The organism is Tistrella arctica (genome assembly GCF_039630945.1).
Classification (GTDB): domain Bacteria; phylum Pseudomonadota; class Alphaproteobacteria; order Tistrellales; family Tistrellaceae; genus Tistrella; species Tistrella bauzanensis.
The window spans coordinates 24,943-46,625 of the sequence record NZ_JBBKTV010000012.1; the positions used below are offsets into that span (position 1 = coordinate 24,943).

Sequence of the window (21,683 nt, forward strand, 5' to 3'; positions counted from 1 at the left end):
GTCGAGTCGGAATCGCGTGGGACGATCAAAGGCTGAGGATGGTTTCGTTCTGGTGGAGATTGCCATTGCGTTATTCGTGCTCGCCTTGCTGATCGGCAGTGTGCTGCCGCTGATGCGGGGACAGGCCGCGGCAGCCCGAGCGACTGCAACCGAAAGAAGATTGGATGCGGTGATGGCTGTTCTTGCGGCTGAACTTTCACGACATGGTCACCTGCCATGCCCGGCACCGGCGGATGATGCAGGCGGTGGCATTGCCGCGGCAGGTTGCAGCGATGCTGCCGTGGGGCGGGTTCCGGCGGCCAGTCTGGGCCTGCCGGGCGATGCCGTGGTCGATGGCTGGCGGCGGCCCTTCACCTATGCGGTCGATGCCCGCGCAACCGCGACCGACAGCCTTGCTGCCTGGTGCGCGGGCGCCGATGGTTTCGACGCGCTGTCGCTTGCCGGCGGCTCTCCGGCGCATCCGGTGGTGGTGCTGGTGGCCCACGGTCCTGGCGGCGGCGCATTGCTGGCCGATGGCGGTCGCGCACCGGGTGCGACCGATGGCGCCGAGGCCGAGAATGCCGATGACGACGGCGATTTCGCCATCGCGGCATTCGTGGCCGGTGGTTCCGACCGGTTCGACGATCGGGTTCTGGCTTATGGCCAGCCGGCCTTCACCGGGGTTCACGGCATCATCTGTCCGCCGTCCTGAACGATGCAGGGTTCAGGCTGAACATCGCTTCATCAAACGAGAACCGCCGGCAGCGGAATGCTGCCGGCGGTCGGGATCGTTGCGGAGGCCGGTGTCTGCACCATGGCCGGATGGTCGGTGGTTCAACGACCCATGTTGTAGAACTCATCATTCGGGCGCATCCGGGTGACGTTCGCCATCCGGTTCGACAGGCCGAAGAACGCGGCGATGCCGGCAATGTCCCAGGCGTCGTCTTCCGTGAAACCATGGGCTGCCAGGCCGGCATAGTCGTCTTCGTCCACGAGTTGCGCCTCGAACGCCACCTTCATGGCGAAATCGAGCATGGCGCGCTGTCGATCGGTGATGTCGGCCTTGCGATAGTTGATCGCGATCTGGTCGGCGATCAGCGGATTCTTGGCACGGATCCGCAGAATGGCGCCGTGGGCGACCACGCAGTACTGGCAGCCATTGGCATTGCTGGTCGCCACCACGATCATCTCTCGCTCGGCTTTGCTCAGATTGCCGGGCTTGTCCATCAGCGCGTCGTGATAGGCGAAAAACGCGCGGAATTCATCCGGGCGGCGCGCCAGCACCAGAAACACGTTCGGGATGAAGCCGGATTTTTCCTGAACCGCCAGCAGGCGGTCGCGGATGTCCTGGGGCATGTCGGCCAGGGCCGGCACGGAAAAGCGGCTGATGGCGGTGTTGATCGGCATGGTGGTCATGGGGGAAGCACTCCGGAGTTCGGCCAGAAGAGACGGGCCGCAAGGCAGTGTCGGGTGGGGGATCAGGCGCGCTGGATATCAGGCAGCAGGTCGGTGGTGGGGGCAGGTGTCGGCGGGTCCGGTGTGGCGGCTGCGGCCAGCCCCCTGAAAAATCCCCGGGCAAACAGGTCGAGCGCGGCCGGGCTCCGCTCCAGCTTGGCCCGCAGCACCGCCCCTTCCCAGCCGATCCAGAACAGTGCCGCAAGCTGGTCGCAGTCATGATCGCGCGCGATCGCGCCATCGGCCTGGGCCGCGCGCAAACAGGCGGCGGTGCGGGCCTGCCAGTCGGCGAAGACCTGCTGCAACTGGGCACGGAACCGGTCGGGCAGGGTGCCGATCTCCTGGCCCAGATTGCCGACCAGACAGCCGCGACGATAGCCATGGCGTGCCATGCCGGTGGTGGCATCGGCGATGAAATCCGCCAGGCGCGTCAGCGGCGGCCGGGTCTCGTCGGTCAGCCAGCGGTCCAGTTTGCGGGCGAAATAGGCGGCATAGGCGTCGATCAACGCGGCGCCGAATGCCTCCTTGCTGGCGAAATAGTGATAGAACGAGCCTTTCGGCACCCGGGCCGCCCGCAGGATCTCGTCCAGCCCCACGGCCGAAAAGCCCCGCTCGGTCAGGGCCACGACACCGGCACGCAACAGCATGTCGCGGGTGTCACCATGCGCTGCTGCCGCCTTGCGGGGCCGGCCGCGCTTCCGCTGAATGTCCGGACTGGGTGCGATGGTCATGGCCCATTATAGACCGATCGTCTAGAAAAAGAACAGCCACAGACTTGCGAGGGTGGTCACGCTCAGCTCTGTGCGGCGGCGGCATGAATTTCGGCGTCCAGCCGCTCGGTCAGCACTTCGGCCTCGGCCAGGGACATGGCTTCCAGCGACGCGCAGATGGCGGCCAGCCGCACGAAGCCGTAATTGGCCGCCAGACCCTTCAGCGCATGCAAGGCGCTGTGATAGGCATTGGCGTCGCCATCGGCGATTGCGGCCTGCACCTGCCGGCCGCTGCCGATCGCGCTTTCGGCAAACAGCGCATACAGCATGGTCGATCGATCGGCACCCAATGCCATATCGAGCGCGGCCCGCCTGTGGTCGTCGATGACCGGCATGGCCGTCAGCCGCGCCAGGGGGGCGGCACCTTGCCCGGGATCGACACCGGAGTCCGAGGGATCGTCTGCGGGCGCGGATGGTGACAGCGGACTGTGGTCGACCGGCCGCGATGGCGGCGCACCGGCGAGCAGTGTAATCAGGGTGGTCCGCAATTCGACCCAGTTCACCGGCTTGGCGACAAAGGCATCGATGCCGGCGTCGAAATAGCGCGGCCGGTTTTCAACCATCGCATCCGCCGACAGCGCCATGATCGGCACCGTGTCGCCACGCGCGCGGATCGCGCGGGTGGCGGCCACACCGTCCATCCGCGGCATCTGCATGTCCATGATGATCACGTCGAAGGGCTGGCGCGCCGAGATGTCGACCGCGGCGGCACCATCCTCGACCACGGTGACCGTGAAACCCATCCGGTGCAGCGCTTCGCCCATCAGCTCGCGGTTGACCGGATTGTCCTCGGCCACCAGCACCCGCCTTCCCGAGAAGCGGTCTCCGGTCAATGCCGTCGCGTCATTGCCGATCACCGGCCCGGCGGCGGTGGCGGGCGGGCTGACCGGCCGACAGGGCAGATAGACCGTGAACACCGATCCGACGCCGGGCAGGCTGTCGACCGACAATTCGCCGCCCATGGCGGTGGTGAGGCGGTGTGAAATCGCAAGCCCGAGCCCTGTGCCGCCGGGCTGGCCACTCATCGGGCCACGGGCCTGTGTGAACGGATCGAAGATCTGCGCCAGATCCTGCGATGCGATACCGACACCGGTATCGGCGACGGCGATGGCGATGCGATGCGGACCACCGTGCCGACCGGCCAGTACATCCAGCCTGATTTCAATGAAGCCGCTGTCGGTGAACTTGATCGCATTGCCGACCAGGTTCATCAGCACCTGACGCAACCGCATCGGATCGGCAAGGATCGCATCGGGCAGACCGCTGCCCCGGCGCACGGTCAGGGCCAGCCCCTTCTGCGAGGCGCGGCCTTCGAACAGGCCCAGCACATCGCCCACAAGCCGGTCCAGCACCAGGGGTTCTTCCGACAGGCTGAGCCGGCCGGCCTCGATCTTCGACAGATCCAGAATATCGTCGAGCAGCGTCATCAGGCCGCCGGCGGATCGGCGCATGGCGGTGACCCAGCGCTGCTGCTTGTCGTTCAGCGGGCTTGCGTCCAGCAGATCCAGCATGCCCAGAACACCGGTCATCGGCGTGCGCAGTTCGTGGCTCATATTCGCCAGGAACATCGACTTGGCGGCGTTGGCCTGTTCGGCCGTGACCTGTGCCGCGCGCAGTTCCTCTTCGGTGCGGTGCAGGTCGGATACGTCGATCGCCAGCACATCGGCCACGCGGTCGCCATTCGCCAGGGTCTGCGGCGCCGCCACGTGAAGCATCGCCCAGCGGATGATGCCGTCGCGGCCCACCAGCGGCAGCCCGAAACGGGATGGCCCGATGCCCAGCATGGCATCGCGGATGGCGGCCGTCACCCGGCGCGGCGCATGGTCGGCCACCAGATCATCCAGCTGTGCGGGATCGGCACAGATCCGGGCGGCATCGATGCCGCCGGTGATATCGCGGATGCCATTGCCGGCATAGATGATCGCCGGCGGACCATCGGCCGGCAGCAGGCATTGCAGGAAAGCACCCGGCACGCTGTCGGCCATCGCGCGGAACCGCTGACGTTCCGACAGCAGGGCGGTTTCGGTGCGCCGGCGCTGGCGTTCCATCAGCATCAGGCTGCCGAAGACGATAGTGCCGACAACCGACACCAGCATGATCGGCGTGCCGATCACCGACAGGATCCTCCCGCCTTCCACTATCCCGAAGAAGGCCGGAACCACGACGAAAGGACTGCCCCCGACCAGCGCGCCCGCGATCGGCAGGTCGGTGAACCGGATACCCGGTGATCGCCGCCAGAGCCACCAGACGATCGACAGCACGCCGATCACCCCGATCGATGCCAAAGCCGGTGCGACGCCCGCGCCGCCCGACAGCATCCGCCAGCCGCCGATCATGATGCCGGTGATGACGGTGGCAAGCGGGCCGCCAAATGGTGCCGACAGGATCAGCAGCACCGACCGCGCATCGAAAAACAGCCCGTCTTCGATCGTGATCGGCAGCAGCATCGAGGCGATCGACACCACCCCGAACAACACGCCCACGCACAGCCCATGGCCATGACTGCCAAGCCGGTGCTGCCAGCGGTTCACCATGCCGAAGCCAAGCGCCGCCAGAGCCAGAAGGCCGAGGTTCTGGCTGAGCGGCAGCAACATCGAGATCCAGTCATTCCCGTTCATATACGGCTCATCGACAGATACGAGCTCCGCGCATGGTTCGAACGCCGGATAGCCGCCGCTCCGCTCAAGGCTCAGTGTACAGTGACGGCACGCCCCGCGGTACTTGCAAGAATATTGGATGCAATTCAACTATAAATACATTTAAGGTCGGGAAACCGAACCACTGGATCCTGGACACAGAGGGACGCGCGGTATGAACGAGCGGCTTCACAGCACCGATGGCGGGCCATCACATGCACCCTCCAGCGGATCGCCGGGCAACGCCGTCATGGGTGTCGGTCAGGTCATGGGGCACGCCGTGCAGCTTCGCGCCGGACCGCGCCCGGGCATCATCCGGCTGTGGCTGCAGCGCCGGGATCGTCCGGCCAATCTGGTCGACGACCTGATGATCGACGATCTGCATCGGGCGATCGACGCCCTTGAGGCCATGTCCGATCTGGCGGGCGTGCTCCTGGAATCGGGCGGGCGGGATTTTCTGGCCGGTGCCGATCTCACCCGGCTGGATGCGCTGCGCGATCCCGCGCGCAGCCACGGCTTCTCGACCGCATTTCATGCAGCGACACGGCGGCTGGAACGCCTGGATGCGCCGGTGGTGGCGCTGATCGCGGGTGCCTGCATGGGCGGCGGGTTCGAACTGGCGCTGGCGGCCGATGCGCGGCTGGCCGTGGCCGGCCGCTTCGCCATCGGCTGTCCGGAAGCCGCGATCGGCACGATGCCCGGCGGCGGTGGCACGCAGCGCCTGCCACGCCTGATCGGCCGGCTTCCGGCGCTGGCGATGCTGGCCGCCGGCCGCACGCTCGATCCCGACGCAGCCTGGGACACGGGTATCCTCGATGCGCCACCTTTTGCCGATATCGCCGCAGCCGAGACGGCGGCATGGCAGATCATCCAGGCGATCCATGCCGGCGACCCGTCGGTGTTCCGCCGCCCGTCGAGCGACGAACAGTCATCCTCCGCCGGCGCGACGGCGGAGGAGGCTGGGATCCTGAGCCGGGCACGCGCGCTGCGCCATCGCCGGCCGGGTGTTCTTGCCACCTGTACCGCCGTGCTTGATGGCCAGTCCCTCGATCTCGATGCGGCGCTGGCCCTTGAAGCCGGGCGCTTCGCCGCGCTGATGGCACAGCCTGAGCCGCATCGGCTGGTGGCGGGCGGATTTCTGGCGGGGCGGGCCCTGGCGCGGGGGATCGGGCGGCCAGCGCTGCCGGTGCTGGCACCGGCGGCGCCGCGCGTTCGTGCCGGTGATGGCTGTGCGGCGGTGGGGATCGCCGGCGATGGCGGCGCGGCGCCTGCCATGGACGGCGATGTGACGCTCGTGGTGCTGACGTCTTCTGGCCCGGTTTCTGGCCCGGTGGTGCCGGCAGCGTGCCCCGATGGGTGCATGGGGGTGGTGGTGCATGGCCCGGGCGCAGAAGGCCTCACCGTAGAAGTCCCGGCCGGTCTGGCGCCGGGGCGGCGGCGGATCGCCGAGTTGCTGATACCGGCGGATGCCACGCCAGGGGCGATGACCGCCGCCATGGACCGGCTGCGCACGTCCGGCTTCGGCGTGGCCGCCGTGCCGGCGGCGGCAGGATCGGTGATCCGCCGGCTTGCCGGTGCCGGGCAGGCCGGGCTTGCGGCGTTGATCGCGGATGGATGGCCGCCGGACCGTCTTCACCGCGCGTTGGCGCGGGCAGGCTTCGGCTGGCCGCTGGTTCCCGACGCGCTGGAAGGGCTGGCGGACCGGGCGGCGGACGGGGATGATGATCGCGCGGCCGGCGTGGTGGCGGCAGCCATGCGCCGTGCGGCGGCCGATCTGGTCGCGGTCGGGGTCGCGCCGGCGGTGATCGACGTATTGGCGACGCAGGGCGCCGGATGGCCCGCCCATCTGGAACCGCTATCCCATCCAGTGGTTGAAGAGCGGTCCGGCCCATCTTGACGGCACATGGTCTTACGTTTACGTTAACGTCAACAAACGCGGGAGGAACGATATGTCGACCGATGATCTGGTGCGCCGGATGCAGGACAAGGCAACCAAGGGCGGTGACCTTGGCGCCACGGTCAAATTCGTGCTGGAGGACGGGGTGATCTTCGTCGATGGCCGGTCGAGCCCGGCCGAGGTGTCGGATGCCGACCGCGATGCCGACTGCACCATCCGGTGTTCCGCCGAAACCCTGGACCGTCTGATGACCGGCGACCTGTCCGCGACCATGGCCTTCATGACCGGCAAGATCAAGGTCGAGGGCGACATGACGGTCGCGATGAAGCTGTCGGCGATCCTCTGAACCGAGATGCCGCGCCATGGTGCCCGCCGGCCGTCGCGATTGCAGCGGGGCCCTGGGCGGGACCGTGTCGCCAACGATGCTTCCGTCCGGGCGTGTCATCCTTCACGGATGGCTGCCGGTTCCCCCCGGAAGTCGACGGGGGATGTGGCCCTGACAGGCTGCATCCCCCATGTCCACTGGGCCCCATGTCCACTGGGCCCCATGTCCATCGGGCCCCATGTCCATCAGAATTGACGACAAAGGGCGGCTTCCCTGCGGAAGCCGCCCTTTGTCGTCTGTCTTTGGTCTGATCAACCGGCCTTCTTGGTCAGCCAGTCGCCATAGGCTTCGCGCAGCTTCATCTTCAGCAGCTTGCCGGTTGCTGTGTGCGGCAGCTCGTCGACGAAGATCACGTCATCGGGCAGCCACCATTTCACCACCTGGGTTTCCAGATAGTCGAGCATGCCCTGCTTGTCGAGCGTGGCGCCCTCGCGCGGGATCACCAGCAGCAGCGGGCGTTCCTGCCATTTGTCATGGGCAACACCGATGACCGCGGCTTCCTTGACGTCGGGATGGCCGACGGCGGCGTTTTCAAGGTCGATCGAGCTGATCCACTCGCCGCCCGACTTGATCACATCCTTCGAGCGGTCGACGATCTGGGCATAGCCGTCGGCATCGATGGTGGCGATGTCGCCGGTATCGAACCAGCCATCATCGTCCAGAAGGGTTTCGTCCTCGCGGCGGTAATAGGTCTTCAGCACCCAGGGGCCGCGCACCTTCAGATGACCGAATGCCACGCCGTCATGCGGCAGATTGTTGCCGTCGCTGTCGGTGATCCGCATGTCGACGCCATAGACCGCCTTGCCGATCTTGGTCTGGAGCTTGTACTTCGCCTCCTGGCTCAAGCCCAGATGCTTGGCCTTGAAGGTGCAGGTGGTGCCGACCGGGCTCATCTCGGTCATGCCCCAGGCATGCAGCAGGAAGGTGCCGTGCTTCTCCTGGAACTTGCGGATCATCGCCTCGGGCGCGGCGGAGCCGCCGACCACGGCGATGCGCACGCCTTCCATCTTGCGGCCGATCTCGTCCAGATGGTTCAGCAGCGCCAGCCACACCGTGGGCACGCCGGCCAGAATTGTCGGGCGTTCCATCTCGATCAGCTCGGCCAGCCCGGGACCATCCAGGCGCGGGCCGGGGAACACCAGCTTGGCGCCGACCATCGGGCAGGCATAAGGCAGGCCCCAGGCGTTCACATGGAACATCGGCACCACCGGCAGCACGGCGTCGGTGGCCGACACGGCCAGGCTGTCGGCCATGCAGATGCCATAGGAATGCAGCACGTTGGAACGGTGCGAATACAGCACGCCCTTGGGGTTACCCGTGGTGCCCGAGGTATAGCACAGCGACGAGGCGGTGTTCTCGTCGAACCGGGGGAAGTCGAAGCTGGCGGGCTGATCGGCGATCAGCTCTTCATAGCAGATCGCGTTGACCAGCGTCGTCTCGGGCATGTTCGCCCGGTCGGTCAGGATGACCACGGCTTCCACGGTCGGCATCTTGCCGGCCAGCTTTTCCAGAATCGGAACGAAAGTCAGGTCCACCAGGATCACGCGGTCTTCGGCGTGATTGATGATATACTCGATCTGTTCAAGGAACAGGCGTGGATTGATCGTGTGCAGAACGGCGCCCGAGCCCGACACCGCGAAATAGGCCTCGAAATGCCGATAGCCGTTCCAGGCGAGCGTGCCGACCCGGTCGCCCATGCCGATGCCGAAGCGCGAGGCGAGGGCGTTGGCGAGCTGCTGAACGCGGCTGTATGCGTCCGCATAGGTATAGCGGTGGATCGGCCCCTCGCAGGTCCGCGACACGATTTCGACATCGCCGTGAAACTTGGCGGCCGTTTCGATCAGCGGTGCGATCAGAAGCGGCGTGTCCATCATCTGGCCGCGCATGAATCCTCCCTTGGTCTCTGCATAGGAACGCGGCCCCGTTCAGGGCACCGCGGCGATGGCGCCCGTCGCGCCACCGGAAAGCGGATGAAGACATTTCGTCGGGTGCCGCTCCCCCCGAAGCGACCCGCCGGTCACGAGCGCCGGCGCGGCCAGCCTAGCGTGTCGACCGGGCTTTGTGAACCGGCATACGCAGCCGTGAAGCCCGCAGAAAACCGCGATTTCGGGATATATCGCACAGGCTTTATGGCGTTGAGGTTCTTCGCGTATTCGGGGTATTCATTCCCTGATCCACATCCTGAAGGCGATCGCCATGGCCGTGCCTTCCGGGGTGCGCAGCGGATTGATGCACAAAAAAAGACCTTCGCCGCATAACGGCGAAGGTCTTTTTTTGAAGTGGCTCCCCGAGCCGGACTCGAACCAGCGACAAGGTGGTTAACAGCCACCTGCTCTACCTACTGAGCTATCGGGGATCAGTGATAGCCTTCGTCTGTGGGGCGTGCTTTTATCACCATCTGACCGGCATGTCCAGATCGATTTTTATCGATCGTCCTCAATCAATGTCTGACGAGAAGATGGAGGCCGGGGGCGGAGTCGAACCGCCGATCGGGGATTTGCAGTCCCCTGCATTACCACTTTGCTACCCGGCCACCGGGCTTGTCGTCCAACATGATCTCTGGCGCCGTACCATCTCCGGCATGACGCCATCTCTGGTACCGAACAGGCAGACCGTGCTGATGTTCCAGGCTCTGCCGCCTGCGTTTCCGCAGTCTGCAGCACCCCTCGACGGATCGGGTTTATAGAGGCGTCTCAGGGTGTGGTCAACCCCTGCTTCGTCATCGGATCATCACGATCCGCGAAAACAGTGTAGCCGTGCGCGGCGTCACCGTCACGGATCATGTCCCAGGCCGTTCTCTAATCGGCAATGTGGTGCAGAGCACACTCACCGGGACGGTGCCCGCTGCTGACGCATGACCCATCCGGCCACACACGCCGGAGGTCCGAATGAGCGGGCGCCTGCTACGCGGCGCCTCGGGGCATGATCAGAAGCTGCAAAGAGCAGTATTCAAAGTACCAGGCGTACAGACTTACGCAGTCTGCACTTTTCGACTGGCGTACTCGCCATATAGGCGCTGCTGGTTCAGGACGTCCTGCTTCGGCGCGACGCCAAACATCCGTGAATATTCCCGACTGAACTGCGAAGCGCTCTCGTAACCGACCTTGTAGGCAGCCTCCGCCACGCTGATCGCCTCTGATACCATCAGGCGTCTTGCCTCCAGAAGCCGCAATTGTTTCTGAAACTGAAGCGGCGTCATGGACGTCAGGGCCTTGAAGTGCTGATGGAACGAGGACGGGCTCATGCGCGCCACGTCGGCCAGTTGTTCTATGCGCAATGTCTGAGCGAAGTTGACGCGCAGCATCGAGACGGCATTCACCACCCGTTCGACGTTTGATTCCGGTAGCGCCAGCTTGCAGATCTCTCCTCCGTGAGGTCCGCTCAGCAGCCAGTAGCAGACCTCGCGCAGCACCGAGGGATAGAGGATCGGGATCGCCTTCGGCGTCGCCAACATCCGCATCAGGCGCAGAATGCAATCCGCCAGAGCGTCATCGGCTTTGCCGACGAACACGCACGGGCCGGAACGAGCAGTCGGGGTTGGCGGCTCGTCCAAGTGTTCGAGCACATCGCGGACTGTCGCCACGTCGAAGTCCAATGTGACGCCGATATAGGGCGCGGCCGGGCTTGCCTCGACGATCCGCCCGGTGGCCGGAAGTTCGACGCTGACGACCAGGCACTCCATAGTGCCGTAATCGAGCCGCTCCTGGCCGAAGTCGATCTCCTTGGCGCCCTGGATCACCACGCACAGTGACGGCCGGTACAGCGCGCGCATCGGCATCATCGTCTGGAAGGAGCGAACGATGTTGAAGCTTTCGATCGGCGTGGGAAAGAGGCCCTGACCGCCACCCTGTTTCTCGATGTAGGCGGTGACCGCAGCAAGTAATGACGACGACATGCGAGCCTCCTATCGAGTACCAGGCCAGCGCAACACACGCCCCTCAGCCGGTAATTTATCGACATCTGTAGGAATAGGCAAATTTATTGAGGGTTCGGGCATTTTGATCATCGGACAGTCTGTCTAGCTTCAAGATGCGAGCCAAGCGAGGCGTGGAGAACGCCGCCTGCCCCCGGAGGCATCCTCGGCAGGGCCACAGCCGGGCCGATGCCTCATCTGACCGATCAAGGAACGCGAATGCCTGAGAACTGGACCACCCACAATATTCCGTCCCAGCACGGCCGTACCATCGTCGTGACCGGTACAGGCGGGCTCGGTTTCGAAGATGCCCGCGCGCTCGCCAGGGCCGGCGGCGATGTGATCATCGCCGGTCGAAACGCCGCAAAGGGAGCCGAGGCGGTCGCGCGGATCAAACAGGCAGCACCCGATGCCGCCGTGACCTTCGAAGTGGCAGACCTTGGAAACCTGGCCTCGATCGCGGCGTTCGGGCGGCGGCTCGCCGCTGTCCGCGACAAGGTCGATGTCCTGATCAACAATGCGGGCGTCATGACGCCGCCAACACGGAAGACCACGGCTGACGGATTCGAACTGCAGTTCGCCACCAACTATCTCGGGCATTTCGCCCTGACGGCGCATCTTCTGCCGCTCCTCCGTCTCGGAAAAAGCCCCCGCGTCGTGACCCTTTCAAGCATCGCCGTCCGCAGCCGCGGCACCGCGATCAACTTCGATGACCTGCAGGCCAAGCAGGACTACAAGCCGATGCCGGCTTACGGCCAGTCCAAGCTGGCCTGCCTGATGTTCGCGTTCGAACTGCAGCGTCGGAGCGATGCCGCCGGATGGGGCATCACGAGTATCGCCGCTCATCCCGGTGTCGCGCGGACGGATCTGCTGCACAATGCGCCGGGCCGGCGCAGTGCCCAGGGTCTTCTTCGCTCCTGGCTGTGGTTCCTGTTTCAGCCGGCGGCGCAAGGTGCCCTGCCGACATTGTTCGCCGCAACGTCTCCTGACGCCCGCAAAGGCGGGTACTATGGTCCGAACAGACTCGGCGAAACGCGGGGCTATCCGACCGAAGCAGGAATTCCTCATCAAGCGTTGGACACCCATGTCGCCAAGCGGCTTTGGGATGTCTCCGAAAAGATGACAGACATCCGGTTCGCGGACATCAAAACTTTACCAGCCACCATCGCCCCGGACGCGCCGGACACCGATCGCCAGGTCTGACGCGTGGGTTTCCTCGGACGTGTCATCGACTGGATCGCGACATAGGGCATGCTCGGCCAGTTTGCCGCCTATCAGGCGGTGCTCCCGCTTCTCAGGCTCGTCGGGTGCACGTATCGTGAACGCCGGCAGCGTCGCGGGCTCGCTGACGCTCGACGATGCGCTTTCGCCGGGGCGTCCGGTGACAAGCTTGTGTCCCCGTCATTGTCATCCCCCCGCGCCCCCGGTATAAGTTGCGGGCGATGCGCCACCGTTCGCGCAGCGCCGCCGGACCGACCGGAAGCAGCCGAGAGCCGAAGCATGCACGACTATAGCGATGCCCGCCGTAACATGGTGCTGACCCAGCTCCTCCCGAACAGGGTCACCGATGACCGTGTGCTCGATGCCATGGGCACCGTGCCGCGGGAGCGGTTCGTGCCTGTCAGCCACCGCGCCGTCGCCTATGTCGACGAGGATGTGGCCATTGGCTATGGCCGGTTCCTGATGGAGCCGATGCTGTTCGCGCGTCTGCTTCAGGCGGCCGATATCCGGTCCCATGAAGCCGTGCTCGATATCGGCTGCGGTGCCGGCTATTCGGCGGCGGTTCTGGCGCGACTGGCGTCGGCCGTGGTCGCGGTCGAGGAACAGACCGACCTGGCCGAACAGGCAGGCGAGTTGATCGAGCAACTGGGCGTTCAGAACGCCGCCGTGATCACCGGCCCGCTGACCGAGGGTTATGCCGCCCAGGCACCCTATGACGTGATCGTCGTCGAGGGTGCGCTTGAGGTGGAACCCAAGGCGCTGCTCGACCAACTGGCCGATGGCGGCCGTCTGGTCGCGGTCATGAACGACAAGGGCCGCGTCGGCCATGCGACCCTGTTCACCAATTATGCGGGGGCGGTCGCGCGGCGGACATTGTTCGACGCGGCGACGCCGGTGCTGTCGGCCTTCCGCAAGACGGTCGGCTTCGTTTTCTAGGCCACTGGCCGCCGTACGCCGTGGGAGAGCGCGCCTTCGGGTGTGTCCGGAGGCCGGCGGTCCCGATCATGGTGCGCCATCTGCGCAAGCGAGGGATGGGACGGTGAGACGATCGATACTTGCAGCGGTGCTCGCTGCCGGCACGATGCTGGCCACGCCGTTGGCTGCCATGGCGGAAACGCTTCAGGATGCGCTGGTCGCGTCCTATGTCACCAATCCCCGGATCGATGCGGCGCGCGCCCAGTTGCGGGCGGTTGACGAGAACGTGCCCACCGCCCTGGCCGGCCGCCGGCCACAGGCACAGGTGCAGGGCAGCACCGGCCGTGCCTGGACATCGGTCGAGAACAGCAAGGACTATGGAACCGACCCCCGATCCGTCACCCTTCAGGTCACGCAGCCGGTCTGGACCGGGGGGCGGGTCGACGCTCAGCTCGGTCAGGCCGAGGCGCAGGTGATGGCAACGCGGGAGCAGGTCCGCAGCATTGAGCAGGACGTGCTGCGCGAGGCGGCGACCGCCTATGGCGACGTCTATCGCGACCGGTCTGTGGTCGAGCTGAACGTCAATAACATCAAGGTTCTGGAGCGGCAGCTTCAGGCGACGCGCGATCGTTTCGAGGTGGGCGAGGTGACCCGCACCGACGTGGCGCAGGCCGAGGCCCGACTGGCGCTGGCCCAGGCCGATCTGACCCGCGCGCGCGGTGCATTGGCCAGTTCCGAGGCGACCTATATGCGGGTGGTCGGTCAGGCGCCCGAGGCGCTCGAAGTCCCGCGCGCCTTTCCCGACCTGCCGATGTCGCGTCCCGATGCCATTGCGCGGGCGCGCGATGACAATCCATCGGTGCGCTCGGCCCGCTTCACGGTCGAGGTGGCCGAGCAGCAGGTGCAGTCGGCCCAGGCGACCCGCATGCCGCAGGTCTCTCTGGTCGGCAGCCATCAGCGCGAGCGCGACAGTTCCTATGCGCTGGACCGCACTGAGGACAGCCGGGTCGTGGCCCAGTTGACCGTCCCGCTCTATCAGGGCGGCAGCGAGTTTTCCGGCATCCGTCAGGCTAAGGAGACCCGCGCCCAGCGGCGCGGCGAGCTGATGACCGCCGAGCGCCAGGCCGTCGAGGGCGCCACCGCCGCCTGGGAGACGCTGCAATCGGCGCGGGCATCGATCGTGTCGATCGACGCCGCCGTGCGCGCGGCCGACATCGCCCTGGAAGGTGTGCGTGAAGAGGCAGCCGTCGGTGCCCGCACCACGCTGGATGTGCTCGATGCCGAACAGGAGCTGTTTCAGGCCCGGGTCAACCTGGTCGGTGCTCAGCGCGACGTGATCGTTGCCGGCTTCCAGCTGGCGGCGGCGATCGGCGCCCTCGACATCGCCGCGGTGTCGGCGACCACGCCGGTCTACGACCCGCAGGACAACTACCGCAAAGTTCGCGACGCCTGGTGGGGCACCGGCGACTGAGCGGCGGCAACCACACCGGATCCAGCCAGCGAGCCGGCCCCGTCACAGGCGGGGCCGGCTCGTCGTCGCTGGCATTCATCCGCCGACTGCCTTAGAGTGGCGGCAACCGGACACGCGTGAGGAGCCCCAAGGGGCCGATGACCGACAGGACTCAGAACCAGGAACCGTCGATGGAGGAAATTCTCGCCTCCATCCGGCGTATCATCGCCGAAGAAGACGGTGAGGAGGGTGGCGCGGCGGCACAAGCCGCACCGGCGGCCGCACCCGCACGCCGGGATGACCGCGAGGATGTGCTCGACCTGATCGATGTGGTCGAGCCCGATCCCTTCGATGATCCGGCGCCTGAGCCGGAACCGGATCCGGGCGACGACATGGCCGCGGATGACGACTTCGACGACGACTTCGCGCGCGGTCCCAGCTTTGCTGCCAGTGCGGATGACGACATGTTCGATGACGAGCCCAAGCCTGCGCCCGCCAAGCCGGCGGCGGCACCTGCGGCCGAGGATCCATGGGATATGCTGAATGACGCCGATGACGAGGCGGCATTCGACGATCCGGAGCCCGAACCCCAGCCGGCCCCTGAACCCCGGCCCGCACCCCGGCCGCAGCCGGCTGCGGCTCCGTCGGGCGAGGGCCTGATGTCGCAGGCGGCAAGCGCCGCGACGGTCGCGGCCTTCGCCAGCCTGGGGCAGGCTCTGGTGGGCGGCGGCGGCGATCAGCGCCGGCCCGAAGCGGCCTTCGGCGGCCGCACGCTTGAGGATCTGGTGGCCGATATCCTGCGGCCGCTGCTGAAGGATTGGCTGGACCACAACCTGCCGCCGATGGTGGAACAGCTTGTCCGTGAGGAAATCCAGCGGCTGGTAGAACGCTCGCTGCGCCCGTGAGCGCGGCACCGGTGTCTGGCGGGCGCGGTTCCGCCGCCACCTCTCTGATATTCCGCCGGGCCTGATGGCCTGCCACCGGCCCGGATCGTGGCCTGTGGCAGGCCGGGTCCGGCCCCGCATCGACTGCGGATGCATCGATCGGCGGATAGGCCGCGTCATCGCTCTGGCCTGCCGCCCCAGAAGACAGCGGAACGGAACGGTATGCTGGACAAGACCTTCCGGCCTCAGGACACCGAGGCCGAGATCTATGAGGGCTGGCGCCGGAGCGGCGCCTTCCAGGCGGATACGCAGGCCGGCGGCGCCCCCTATACGATCATGATGCCGCCGCCGAACGTGACCGGCAGCCTTCATATCGGCCACGCGCTGACCATGACCATTCAGGATGCGCTGACCCGGTATCGGCGGATGACCGGCCGTGATGCGCTGTGGCAGCCGGGCACCGACCATGCCGGCATCGCCACCCAGATGGTGGTGGAACGCCAGTTGGCCGAGCGGGGGATCACCCGCAACGATGTCGGCCGCGACGGGCTGATCGAGCGGATCTGGGCCTGGAAGGAACAGTCCGGCGGTCGCATCCTGGATCAGTTGACCCGGCTCGGGGCCTCGGCCGACTGGCCGCGCGAGCGCTTCACCATGGACCCGGCCTTTTCGGATGCGGTGCGCAAGGTGTTCGTCACTCTGCACAAGCAGGGGCTGATCTATCGCGACAAGCGGCTGGTCAACTGGGATCCCAAGCTCAAGACCGCGATTTCCGACCTGGAGGTCGAGCCGCGTGAGGTGAAGGGCCATTACTGGCACCTGCGCTATCCGCTGGCCGACGGGTCCGGCCGTCATATCGTGGTCGCGACCACCCGGCCCGAAACCATGCTGGGCGACACGGCGGTTGCGGTGCACCCCACCGACGAGCGCTATACCGACCTGATCGGCTGCGAGGTGCTGCTGCCGCTGACCGGCCGGCGGATTCCGATCGTCGCCGACGACTATTCCGACCCCGAGAAGGGATCGGGCGCGGTCAAGATCACGCCTGCCCATGATTTCAACGACTTCGAGGTCGGCAGGCGCCATGATCTGGCGATGATCAACGTGCTCGACGCCGATGGCCGGATCGTGACCGATGCGGTGATCCCCGCCGCCTATCGCGGGCTCGACCGCTTCCAGGCGCGCGAGCGGATCGTTGCCGATATGGAGGCCGCCGGCCTGCTTGAGGCGATCGAGCCGGTGACCCACACGGTGCCTTACGGCGACCGGTCGGGCGTGGTGATCGAGCCCTGGCTGACCGATCAGTGGTATGTCGATGCGCCGAAGCTGGCGGGGCCGGCGATCGAGGCGGTCGAAAGCGGCAAAACCGTCTTCGTGCCCCGGCAGTGGGAGAACACCTATTACGACTGGATGCGCAATATCCAGCCGTGGTGCGTGTCGCGCCAGATCTGGTGGGGACATCGGGTGCCGGCCTGGTACGGCCCGGATGGTGCGGTGTTCGTCGAGGAAACCGAGGCCGAAGCCCGTGCAGCGGCGCTGGCCCATTATGGCGAGGCGGTGACGCTCAGCCAGGATACCGACGTGCTCGATACCTGGTTCAGCTCGGCGCTCTGGCCGTTCGGCACGCTGGGCTGGCCCGAACAGACGCCGGAGCTTGCCCGTTATTATCCCGGCGATGTGCTGGTCACCGGCTTTGACATCATCTTCTTCTGGGTCGCCCGGATGATGATGATGGGCCTGCACTTCATGGGCGATGTGCCGTTCCGCACCGTCTATATCCACGCCCTGGTCCGTGACGAGAAGGGCCAGAAGATGTCGAAGTCGAAGGGGAACGTCATCGACCCCATCGACCTGATCGACAAATACGGCGCCGATGCGGTGCGTTTCACCCTGTTGGCCCTGGCGGCTCAGGGTCGTGACGTCAAGCTGGCCGAGGCCCGGGTCGCCGGCTATCGCAATTTCTCGACCAAGCTGTGGAATGCCGCCCGTTTCGCCGAGATGAACGGCGCCGAGAGCATCGCCGGGTTCGATCCGGCGGCGGTGACCCATGTGCTGAACCGTTGGATCGTGGGCGAGACCGCGCGCGCGGTGGCCGCGGTCACCGAGGGGTTGGAGGCGTTCCGCTTCAACGAGGCGGCACAGGCCGCCTATCGCTTCACCTGGGACATCGTCTGCGACTGGTATGTGGAACTGGCGAAGCCGGTTCTGCAGGGCGGCGACAGTGGTGCCGTGCAGGCCGAAACCCGCGCGACGCTGGCCTGGGTGCTGGACCAGATCCTGTTGCTGCTGCACCCGATGATGCCGTTCGTGACGGAACAGCTGTGGGCGACGCGGCCCGGCAGCCGCGCCGGCACCGCGATCAACGGCCAGTGGCCGGCGCTCGACCCGAAGACGCTGTCCGATCCGGCCGCCGATGCTGACATCGGCTGGTTGATCGAGGTGGTGTCGGCCGTCCGCAGCGTGCGCTCGGAACTGAACGTGCCGCCCGCCGCCCGCGTGCCGGTGCTGTTCCGGGCCGCATCGGATGTCACCCGTGCCCGTGCCGCCACCCATGGCGACGCCATCGGCCGGCTGGCCCGCGCCGAGGCGATCGATTTCGTCGAAGGCGAGGTCGCCGGCACCGTCGAGACGCTGGTCGGCGGCGAGGTCGTGCTGCTGCCGATCGCATCGGTGATCGACGTCGCGGTCGAGGCCAAACGGCTGGATGGCGAAATCGCCAAGCTGGATCGCGATATCACCGGCATCGACAAGCGGCTGGACAATCCGGCCTTCGTCGCCAAGGCGCCGGCCGAGGTGGTGGAGGAGAATCGCGAGCGCCGGGAGCAGGCGGTGGCCGATCGTGCGGCCCTGGTTGCGGCGCTGGCACGGGTTCAGGCCATGCGTCAGGCGTGATCGTCCGGCAGATCTGACCCGAGACCGCGAACGGCCGCCGCCCATAAGGGTGGCGGCCGTTCGTCTGTCTCAGCGCGCGTCGTGCCAATGGACCATGGGCAGACCCGCCACAGGCGCGCGGAAGAACGGGATCGTGGTGCCTCTCAGGCTGCCCAGATACACCGTCCGCAGATCCGGGCCGCCGAAGGTGACGCTGGCCATCCATGGCGCCAAGGTGCCCTGCGCCATCATCATGTCGTCGACCGTGGCGGTCCCCTGGTCGATCTTCGCCATATAGTCGCGCGATATCTCGGGATCGCCATCATCCAGCAGGATGCGCAGATCGCCCTCGGGCGTGATGGCGACCAGACGGTCGACCATGATCAATGTACACCACAGATTGCCATAGGCATCGAAGGCGATACCGTCGGGCGGTCCACCGAGATGGCTGGGGCCGAAGACCTCGCGGTCGGTGAGTGCGACCCCCTTCGGGGTTTCCACCACCCGCATCCGGCTGATGCGCGGGCCGGTCGTCTCGACGATATAGAGCCAGTCCTCCGCCGCATCGAACCGGATCTCGTTGGTGAAGGCGAAGCCGTCGGCCACGACCCGCAGACCGTGTTCGTCCATCACTGCGATATAGCCGTCGCTGACACGGCTCAATGCCGCCGTGGTCCATGGATTGACCCGGGTCGAGACCGTCAGCCAGACGCGGTCCCTGGTGTCGCGCAGAACGAAGTTCACCTTGCCGATCGGCTGGCCGTCGATCTGGTCATAGAGCGTGCGCACCACGCCGTCGCGCGACATGACCTCCAGCAGATCGGTGCCGAAATTGGCGATCAGGATGTCGCCATTGCGCGCGAAGGCCAGGCCGTTGGGCAGGGTGCCCTGGGTGAACTTGGCTTCCAGCGCCGCTGTGGATGCCTGCTCGGCGGCGGCGAAGCGTGAATCGGCCCGCTGGCTGATAAAGCGCTGGCTGCCATCGGCGGCGATGCGCGTGACACCACCGCGGGCATCCGCCGCCCACAGTGTGCCGTCGGGTTCGGCCAGAATGCATTCAGGGCGTTGCAGATCGTGGCCGATCGTGCCGATCAGGGCACGATCGACCGTGAAGTCGTCGAGGGGATTGCGGGGCATCGGGTCGTCCTCCCGGTCGTGGTGCATCGGCGGCTGGAGCCAGGGCCCCCGCCGATGCGCTTTTCTGGTGGACGACCATCATGCCATTGCGCGGGGGATGCGCTGCAACATCCAACTGTCGGGCAGGGCGAAACCCGGCATGTCGCCACGCACGACCGCCAGTGCCACGGCCGCGATGTCCTGGTCATAGCAGCGCCCGTCATTGCGCGCCAGTTCAGCGTCCACCGCCGACAAGGACAGATGCCGGCGATAGGGCCGGTCGGTGAGCATGGCGTCGATGACATCGGCGACCATCACGATCCTGACCGGCAGCGGGATGTCATCGCCAGCAAGGCCGCACGGATAGCCACTGCCGTCCAGCCGTTCGTGATGGCTTGAGATGATCAGACGGACCGTCTGCGGCAGGTCCAGATTGCCGGTCATGTCGGCACCGATACGGGCATGGGCGCGGATCAGGGCGAGTTCCTCGTCGATCAGCCGGCCGGGCTTCACCAGCAGGCTGGTGGGCACGCCCAGCTTGCCGACATCGTGCAGCAGCGCGCCCAGCCTGATCATTTCGCGGGTTTCCTGGTCGATCCCCAGTGCCGCCGCAATGGCGACCGACAGTTCCGATACCTGATGCTGATGGCCGGCGGTATAGGGGTCGCGGGTCTCCACGGCGGTTGCCAGGGCATCGACGGCGGTGCGCAGGGTTCGGGTCAGGCGCGCCTGAAGGGCATCCTGATCGGCCGAGAGCCGGCGCGCCCGCTCTTCCAGGTCGTGCAGGGGCGTGATGTCCAGCGCCGAGCCGAAAATGCGCCCGATCGAACCGTCGGGTGATGGCACCGGAATCAGGGTGGTGCGCCACCAGCGCACGCCGTTCGGCATCGTCAGGCACTCGTCATAGGTCTGGATCTGCCGGGAGGTGATGCAGGTCCGGTAGTTGGGCGCGACCTGTGCCGAGATATCGGCCATCAGCGGCATGTCCATACGCCGGCCCATCATCGTCGCGCGGTCCATGCCGGTCGCCTGTTCGTGCAGGCTGTTGCTGGCCCGGAACACGAAGCCATCCTCCACGGCATCGATCACGAAAGCCGGTGTCGCCACCAGTTCAACGAAATCGACCAGATCCTGATCCGACGCGTCGAGCAGCAGTCTTGCGACCGTGCTGGGCCGCCTTTCCTCGTCAATACCGCCCTGGCCTGCCACGATGGGTTGTATCCGCCGCTATGACACTCACTGTGTCATGCATAGCGGAACATCATTGAGAAATCGTTTACAGGGCGGGCATCAGCGGTTGATCAGCCGACATCGAGACCAAGGTCGAGGATCGGCGCGCTGTGGGTCAGCCAGCCCGCCGAGATCAGGTCGACCCCGCTTGCGGCGACAGCGGCGACGGTGTCGCGGCTGATCCGGCCCGACGCCTCGGTGATCGCCCGGCCGGCGGTGATCGCCACGGCGTCCGCCAGCATGGAGGGCGTCATGTTGTCGAGCAGCACGGCGTCCACGCCGGCCTCCAGCGCCAGCACCAGCTGGTCCAGCTGGTCCACCTCCACCTCGATCTTCACCAGATGACCGATGCTGCGGCGGGCGCGGGTGATCGCCTGTGTCACACCGCCGGCGACCGCGATGTGGTTGTCCTTGATCAGCACGGCATCATCCAGGCCGAAGCGGTGATTGGCGCCGCCACCCGCCCGCACGGCATATTTCTCCAGCGCCCGCAGGCCCGGCGTGGTCTTGCGGGTGCAGGTGATGCGCGCCTTGTGGGGCCGTGCGGCATCGACCAGCCCGGCGGTGGCCGTGGCGATGCCCGACAGCCGCGACGACAGGTTCAGCGCCACCCGTTCCGCCCCCAGCACCGACCGGGCGGGGCCGTCGATGGTCAGCACGACATCGCCGGCTGTGACCCGTGTGCCGTCGGGCCGTTGGATGTCGACCCGGATTGCCGGATCGAGCAGACGGAAGGCCAGCGCCGCGATGCCCGCCCCCGCGATCACGCCCGGCTGGCGGGTGGCGATGGTACCGCGCAGGCGGGCATCGGCCGGTATCACCGCCATGCTGGTGATGTCGCCGGCCCGGCCCAGATCCTCGATCAGCGCCGCCCGCACCACCGGTTCGGTCAGGATGTCGGGCAATGGCGGCAGGTCGATTTCGGTGGCGATGCTGGTCTGGTTCATGGGGCTCGCTTCCC

General features: G+C 66.4%; 16 protein-coding genes and 2 tRNA genes. 8 read left to right on the forward strand and 10 right to left on the reverse strand.

Annotated features, from left to right (window positions below):
* The first annotated feature begins 172 nt into the window (after positions 1–172).
* Complete coding sequence (locus tag WG924_RS23170) at positions 173–691, forward strand: hypothetical protein (protein WP_345935421.1); 519 nt, start codon at positions 173–175, stop codon at positions 689–691.
* Between the two features lie 122 nt (positions 692–813).
* On the opposite strand, the gene WG924_RS23175 is transcribed toward WG924_RS23170, so the two are convergent.
* The 3 genes from WG924_RS23175 to WG924_RS23185 form a co-directional block, all read right to left on the reverse strand.
* Positions 814–1,395: a peroxidase-related enzyme gene (locus WG924_RS23175; RefSeq protein WP_372045112.1), complete on the reverse strand. Its 582-nt coding sequence runs from the start codon at positions 1,393–1,395 to the stop codon at positions 814–816.
* Between the two features lie 62 nt (positions 1,396–1,457).
* The gene (gene acuR, locus WG924_RS23180; protein WP_345935422.1) at positions 1,458–2,165 is read right to left on the reverse strand and encodes an acrylate utilization transcriptional regulator AcuR; all 708 of its coding nucleotides are present in this window, start codon (positions 2,163–2,165) and stop codon (positions 1,458–1,460) included.
* Positions 2,166–2,227: 62 nt separating this feature from the next.
* A complete protein-coding gene (locus tag WG924_RS23185) occupies positions 2,228–4,822 on the reverse strand; it encodes an ATP-binding protein (RefSeq protein ID WP_345935423.1) in 2,595 nt (864 codons plus the stop codon).
* Between the two features lie 193 nt (positions 4,823–5,015).
* Here WG924_RS23185 and WG924_RS23190 point away from each other — a divergent pair, with 193 nt between their 5' ends.
* Positions 5,016–6,737 (forward strand): enoyl-CoA hydratase/isomerase family protein, encoded by a 1,722-nt coding sequence (locus tag WG924_RS23190; protein WP_345935424.1) that lies wholly within the window; start codon positions 5,016–5,018, stop codon positions 6,735–6,737.
* A 52-nt stretch (positions 6,738–6,789) separates the two neighbouring features.
* Complete coding sequence (locus WG924_RS23195; protein WP_188574588.1) at positions 6,790–7,083, forward strand: SCP2 sterol-binding domain-containing protein; 294 nt, start codon at positions 6,790–6,792, stop codon at positions 7,081–7,083.
* 290 nt (positions 7,084–7,373) lie between these two features.
* On the opposite strand, the gene WG924_RS23200 is transcribed toward WG924_RS23195, so the two are convergent.
* The 4 genes from WG924_RS23200 to WG924_RS23215 form a co-directional block, all read right to left on the reverse strand.
* On the reverse strand, positions 7,374–9,008 hold the full coding sequence (locus WG924_RS23200) for a 3-(methylthio)propionyl-CoA ligase (protein WP_345935425.1): 1,635 nt from the start codon (positions 9,006–9,008) through the stop codon (positions 7,374–7,376).
* A 394-nt stretch (positions 9,009–9,402) separates the two neighbouring features.
* Positions 9,403–9,478, reverse strand: a tRNA-Asn gene (locus WG924_RS23205).
* A 103-nt stretch (positions 9,479–9,581) separates the two neighbouring features.
* Positions 9,582–9,655 (reverse strand) — tRNA-Cys (locus tag WG924_RS23210).
* 438 nt (positions 9,656–10,093) lie between these two features.
* Positions 10,094–11,017: an AraC family transcriptional regulator gene (locus WG924_RS23215; RefSeq protein ID WP_345935426.1), complete on the reverse strand. Its 924-nt coding sequence runs from the start codon at positions 11,015–11,017 to the stop codon at positions 10,094–10,096.
* A 237-nt stretch (positions 11,018–11,254) separates the two neighbouring features.
* Between WG924_RS23215 and WG924_RS23220 the strand changes: the two genes are divergently transcribed.
* The 5 genes from WG924_RS23220 to WG924_RS23240 all read left to right on the forward strand — a co-directional run bounded on the left by WG924_RS23220 (position 11,255) and on the right by WG924_RS23240 (position 18,397).
* Positions 11,255–12,238, forward strand: coding sequence for an SDR family oxidoreductase (locus WG924_RS23220; RefSeq protein WP_345935427.1), 984 nt, complete (start codon positions 11,255–11,257; stop codon positions 12,236–12,238).
* A 297-nt stretch (positions 12,239–12,535) separates the two neighbouring features.
* Positions 12,536–13,192, forward strand: coding sequence for a protein-L-isoaspartate O-methyltransferase family protein (locus WG924_RS23225; protein WP_345935428.1), 657 nt, complete (start codon positions 12,536–12,538; stop codon positions 13,190–13,192).
* A 103-nt stretch (positions 13,193–13,295) separates the two neighbouring features.
* Positions 13,296–14,642, forward strand: coding sequence for a TolC family outer membrane protein (locus tag WG924_RS23230; RefSeq protein WP_345935429.1), 1,347 nt, complete (start codon positions 13,296–13,298; stop codon positions 14,640–14,642).
* Positions 14,643–14,779: 137 nt separating this feature from the next.
* Positions 14,780–15,526, forward strand: a complete 747-nt coding sequence (locus tag WG924_RS23235) for a DUF2497 domain-containing protein (RefSeq protein WP_345935430.1) — start codon at positions 14,780–14,782, stop codon at positions 15,524–15,526.
* 201 nt (positions 15,527–15,727) lie between these two features.
* Positions 15,728–18,397: a valine--tRNA ligase gene (locus tag WG924_RS23240; RefSeq protein WP_345935431.1), complete on the forward strand. Its 2,670-nt coding sequence runs from the start codon at positions 15,728–15,730 to the stop codon at positions 18,395–18,397.
* A 69-nt stretch (positions 18,398–18,466) separates the two neighbouring features.
* Here WG924_RS23240 and WG924_RS23245 read toward each other — a convergent pair whose 3' ends face one another.
* The 3 genes from WG924_RS23245 to nadC form a co-directional block, all read right to left on the reverse strand.
* Entirely contained in the window at positions 18,467–19,513 is a 1,047-nt protein-coding gene (locus WG924_RS23245) for an SMP-30/gluconolactonase/LRE family protein (RefSeq protein ID WP_345935432.1), read from the reverse strand.
* Positions 19,514–19,591: 78 nt separating this feature from the next.
* Positions 19,592–20,701 carry an HD domain-containing phosphohydrolase gene (locus tag WG924_RS23250; protein ID WP_345935433.1) on the reverse strand — a complete coding sequence of 370 codons (1,110 nt, stop codon included), beginning with the start codon at positions 20,699–20,701 and terminating at the stop codon, positions 19,592–19,594.
* Positions 20,702–20,793: 92 nt separating this feature from the next.
* Positions 20,794–21,669: a carboxylating nicotinate-nucleotide diphosphorylase gene (gene nadC / locus WG924_RS23255; RefSeq protein WP_345935434.1), complete on the reverse strand. Its 876-nt coding sequence runs from the start codon at positions 21,667–21,669 to the stop codon at positions 20,794–20,796.
* Between the last annotated feature and the right edge of the window lie 14 nt (positions 21,670–21,683).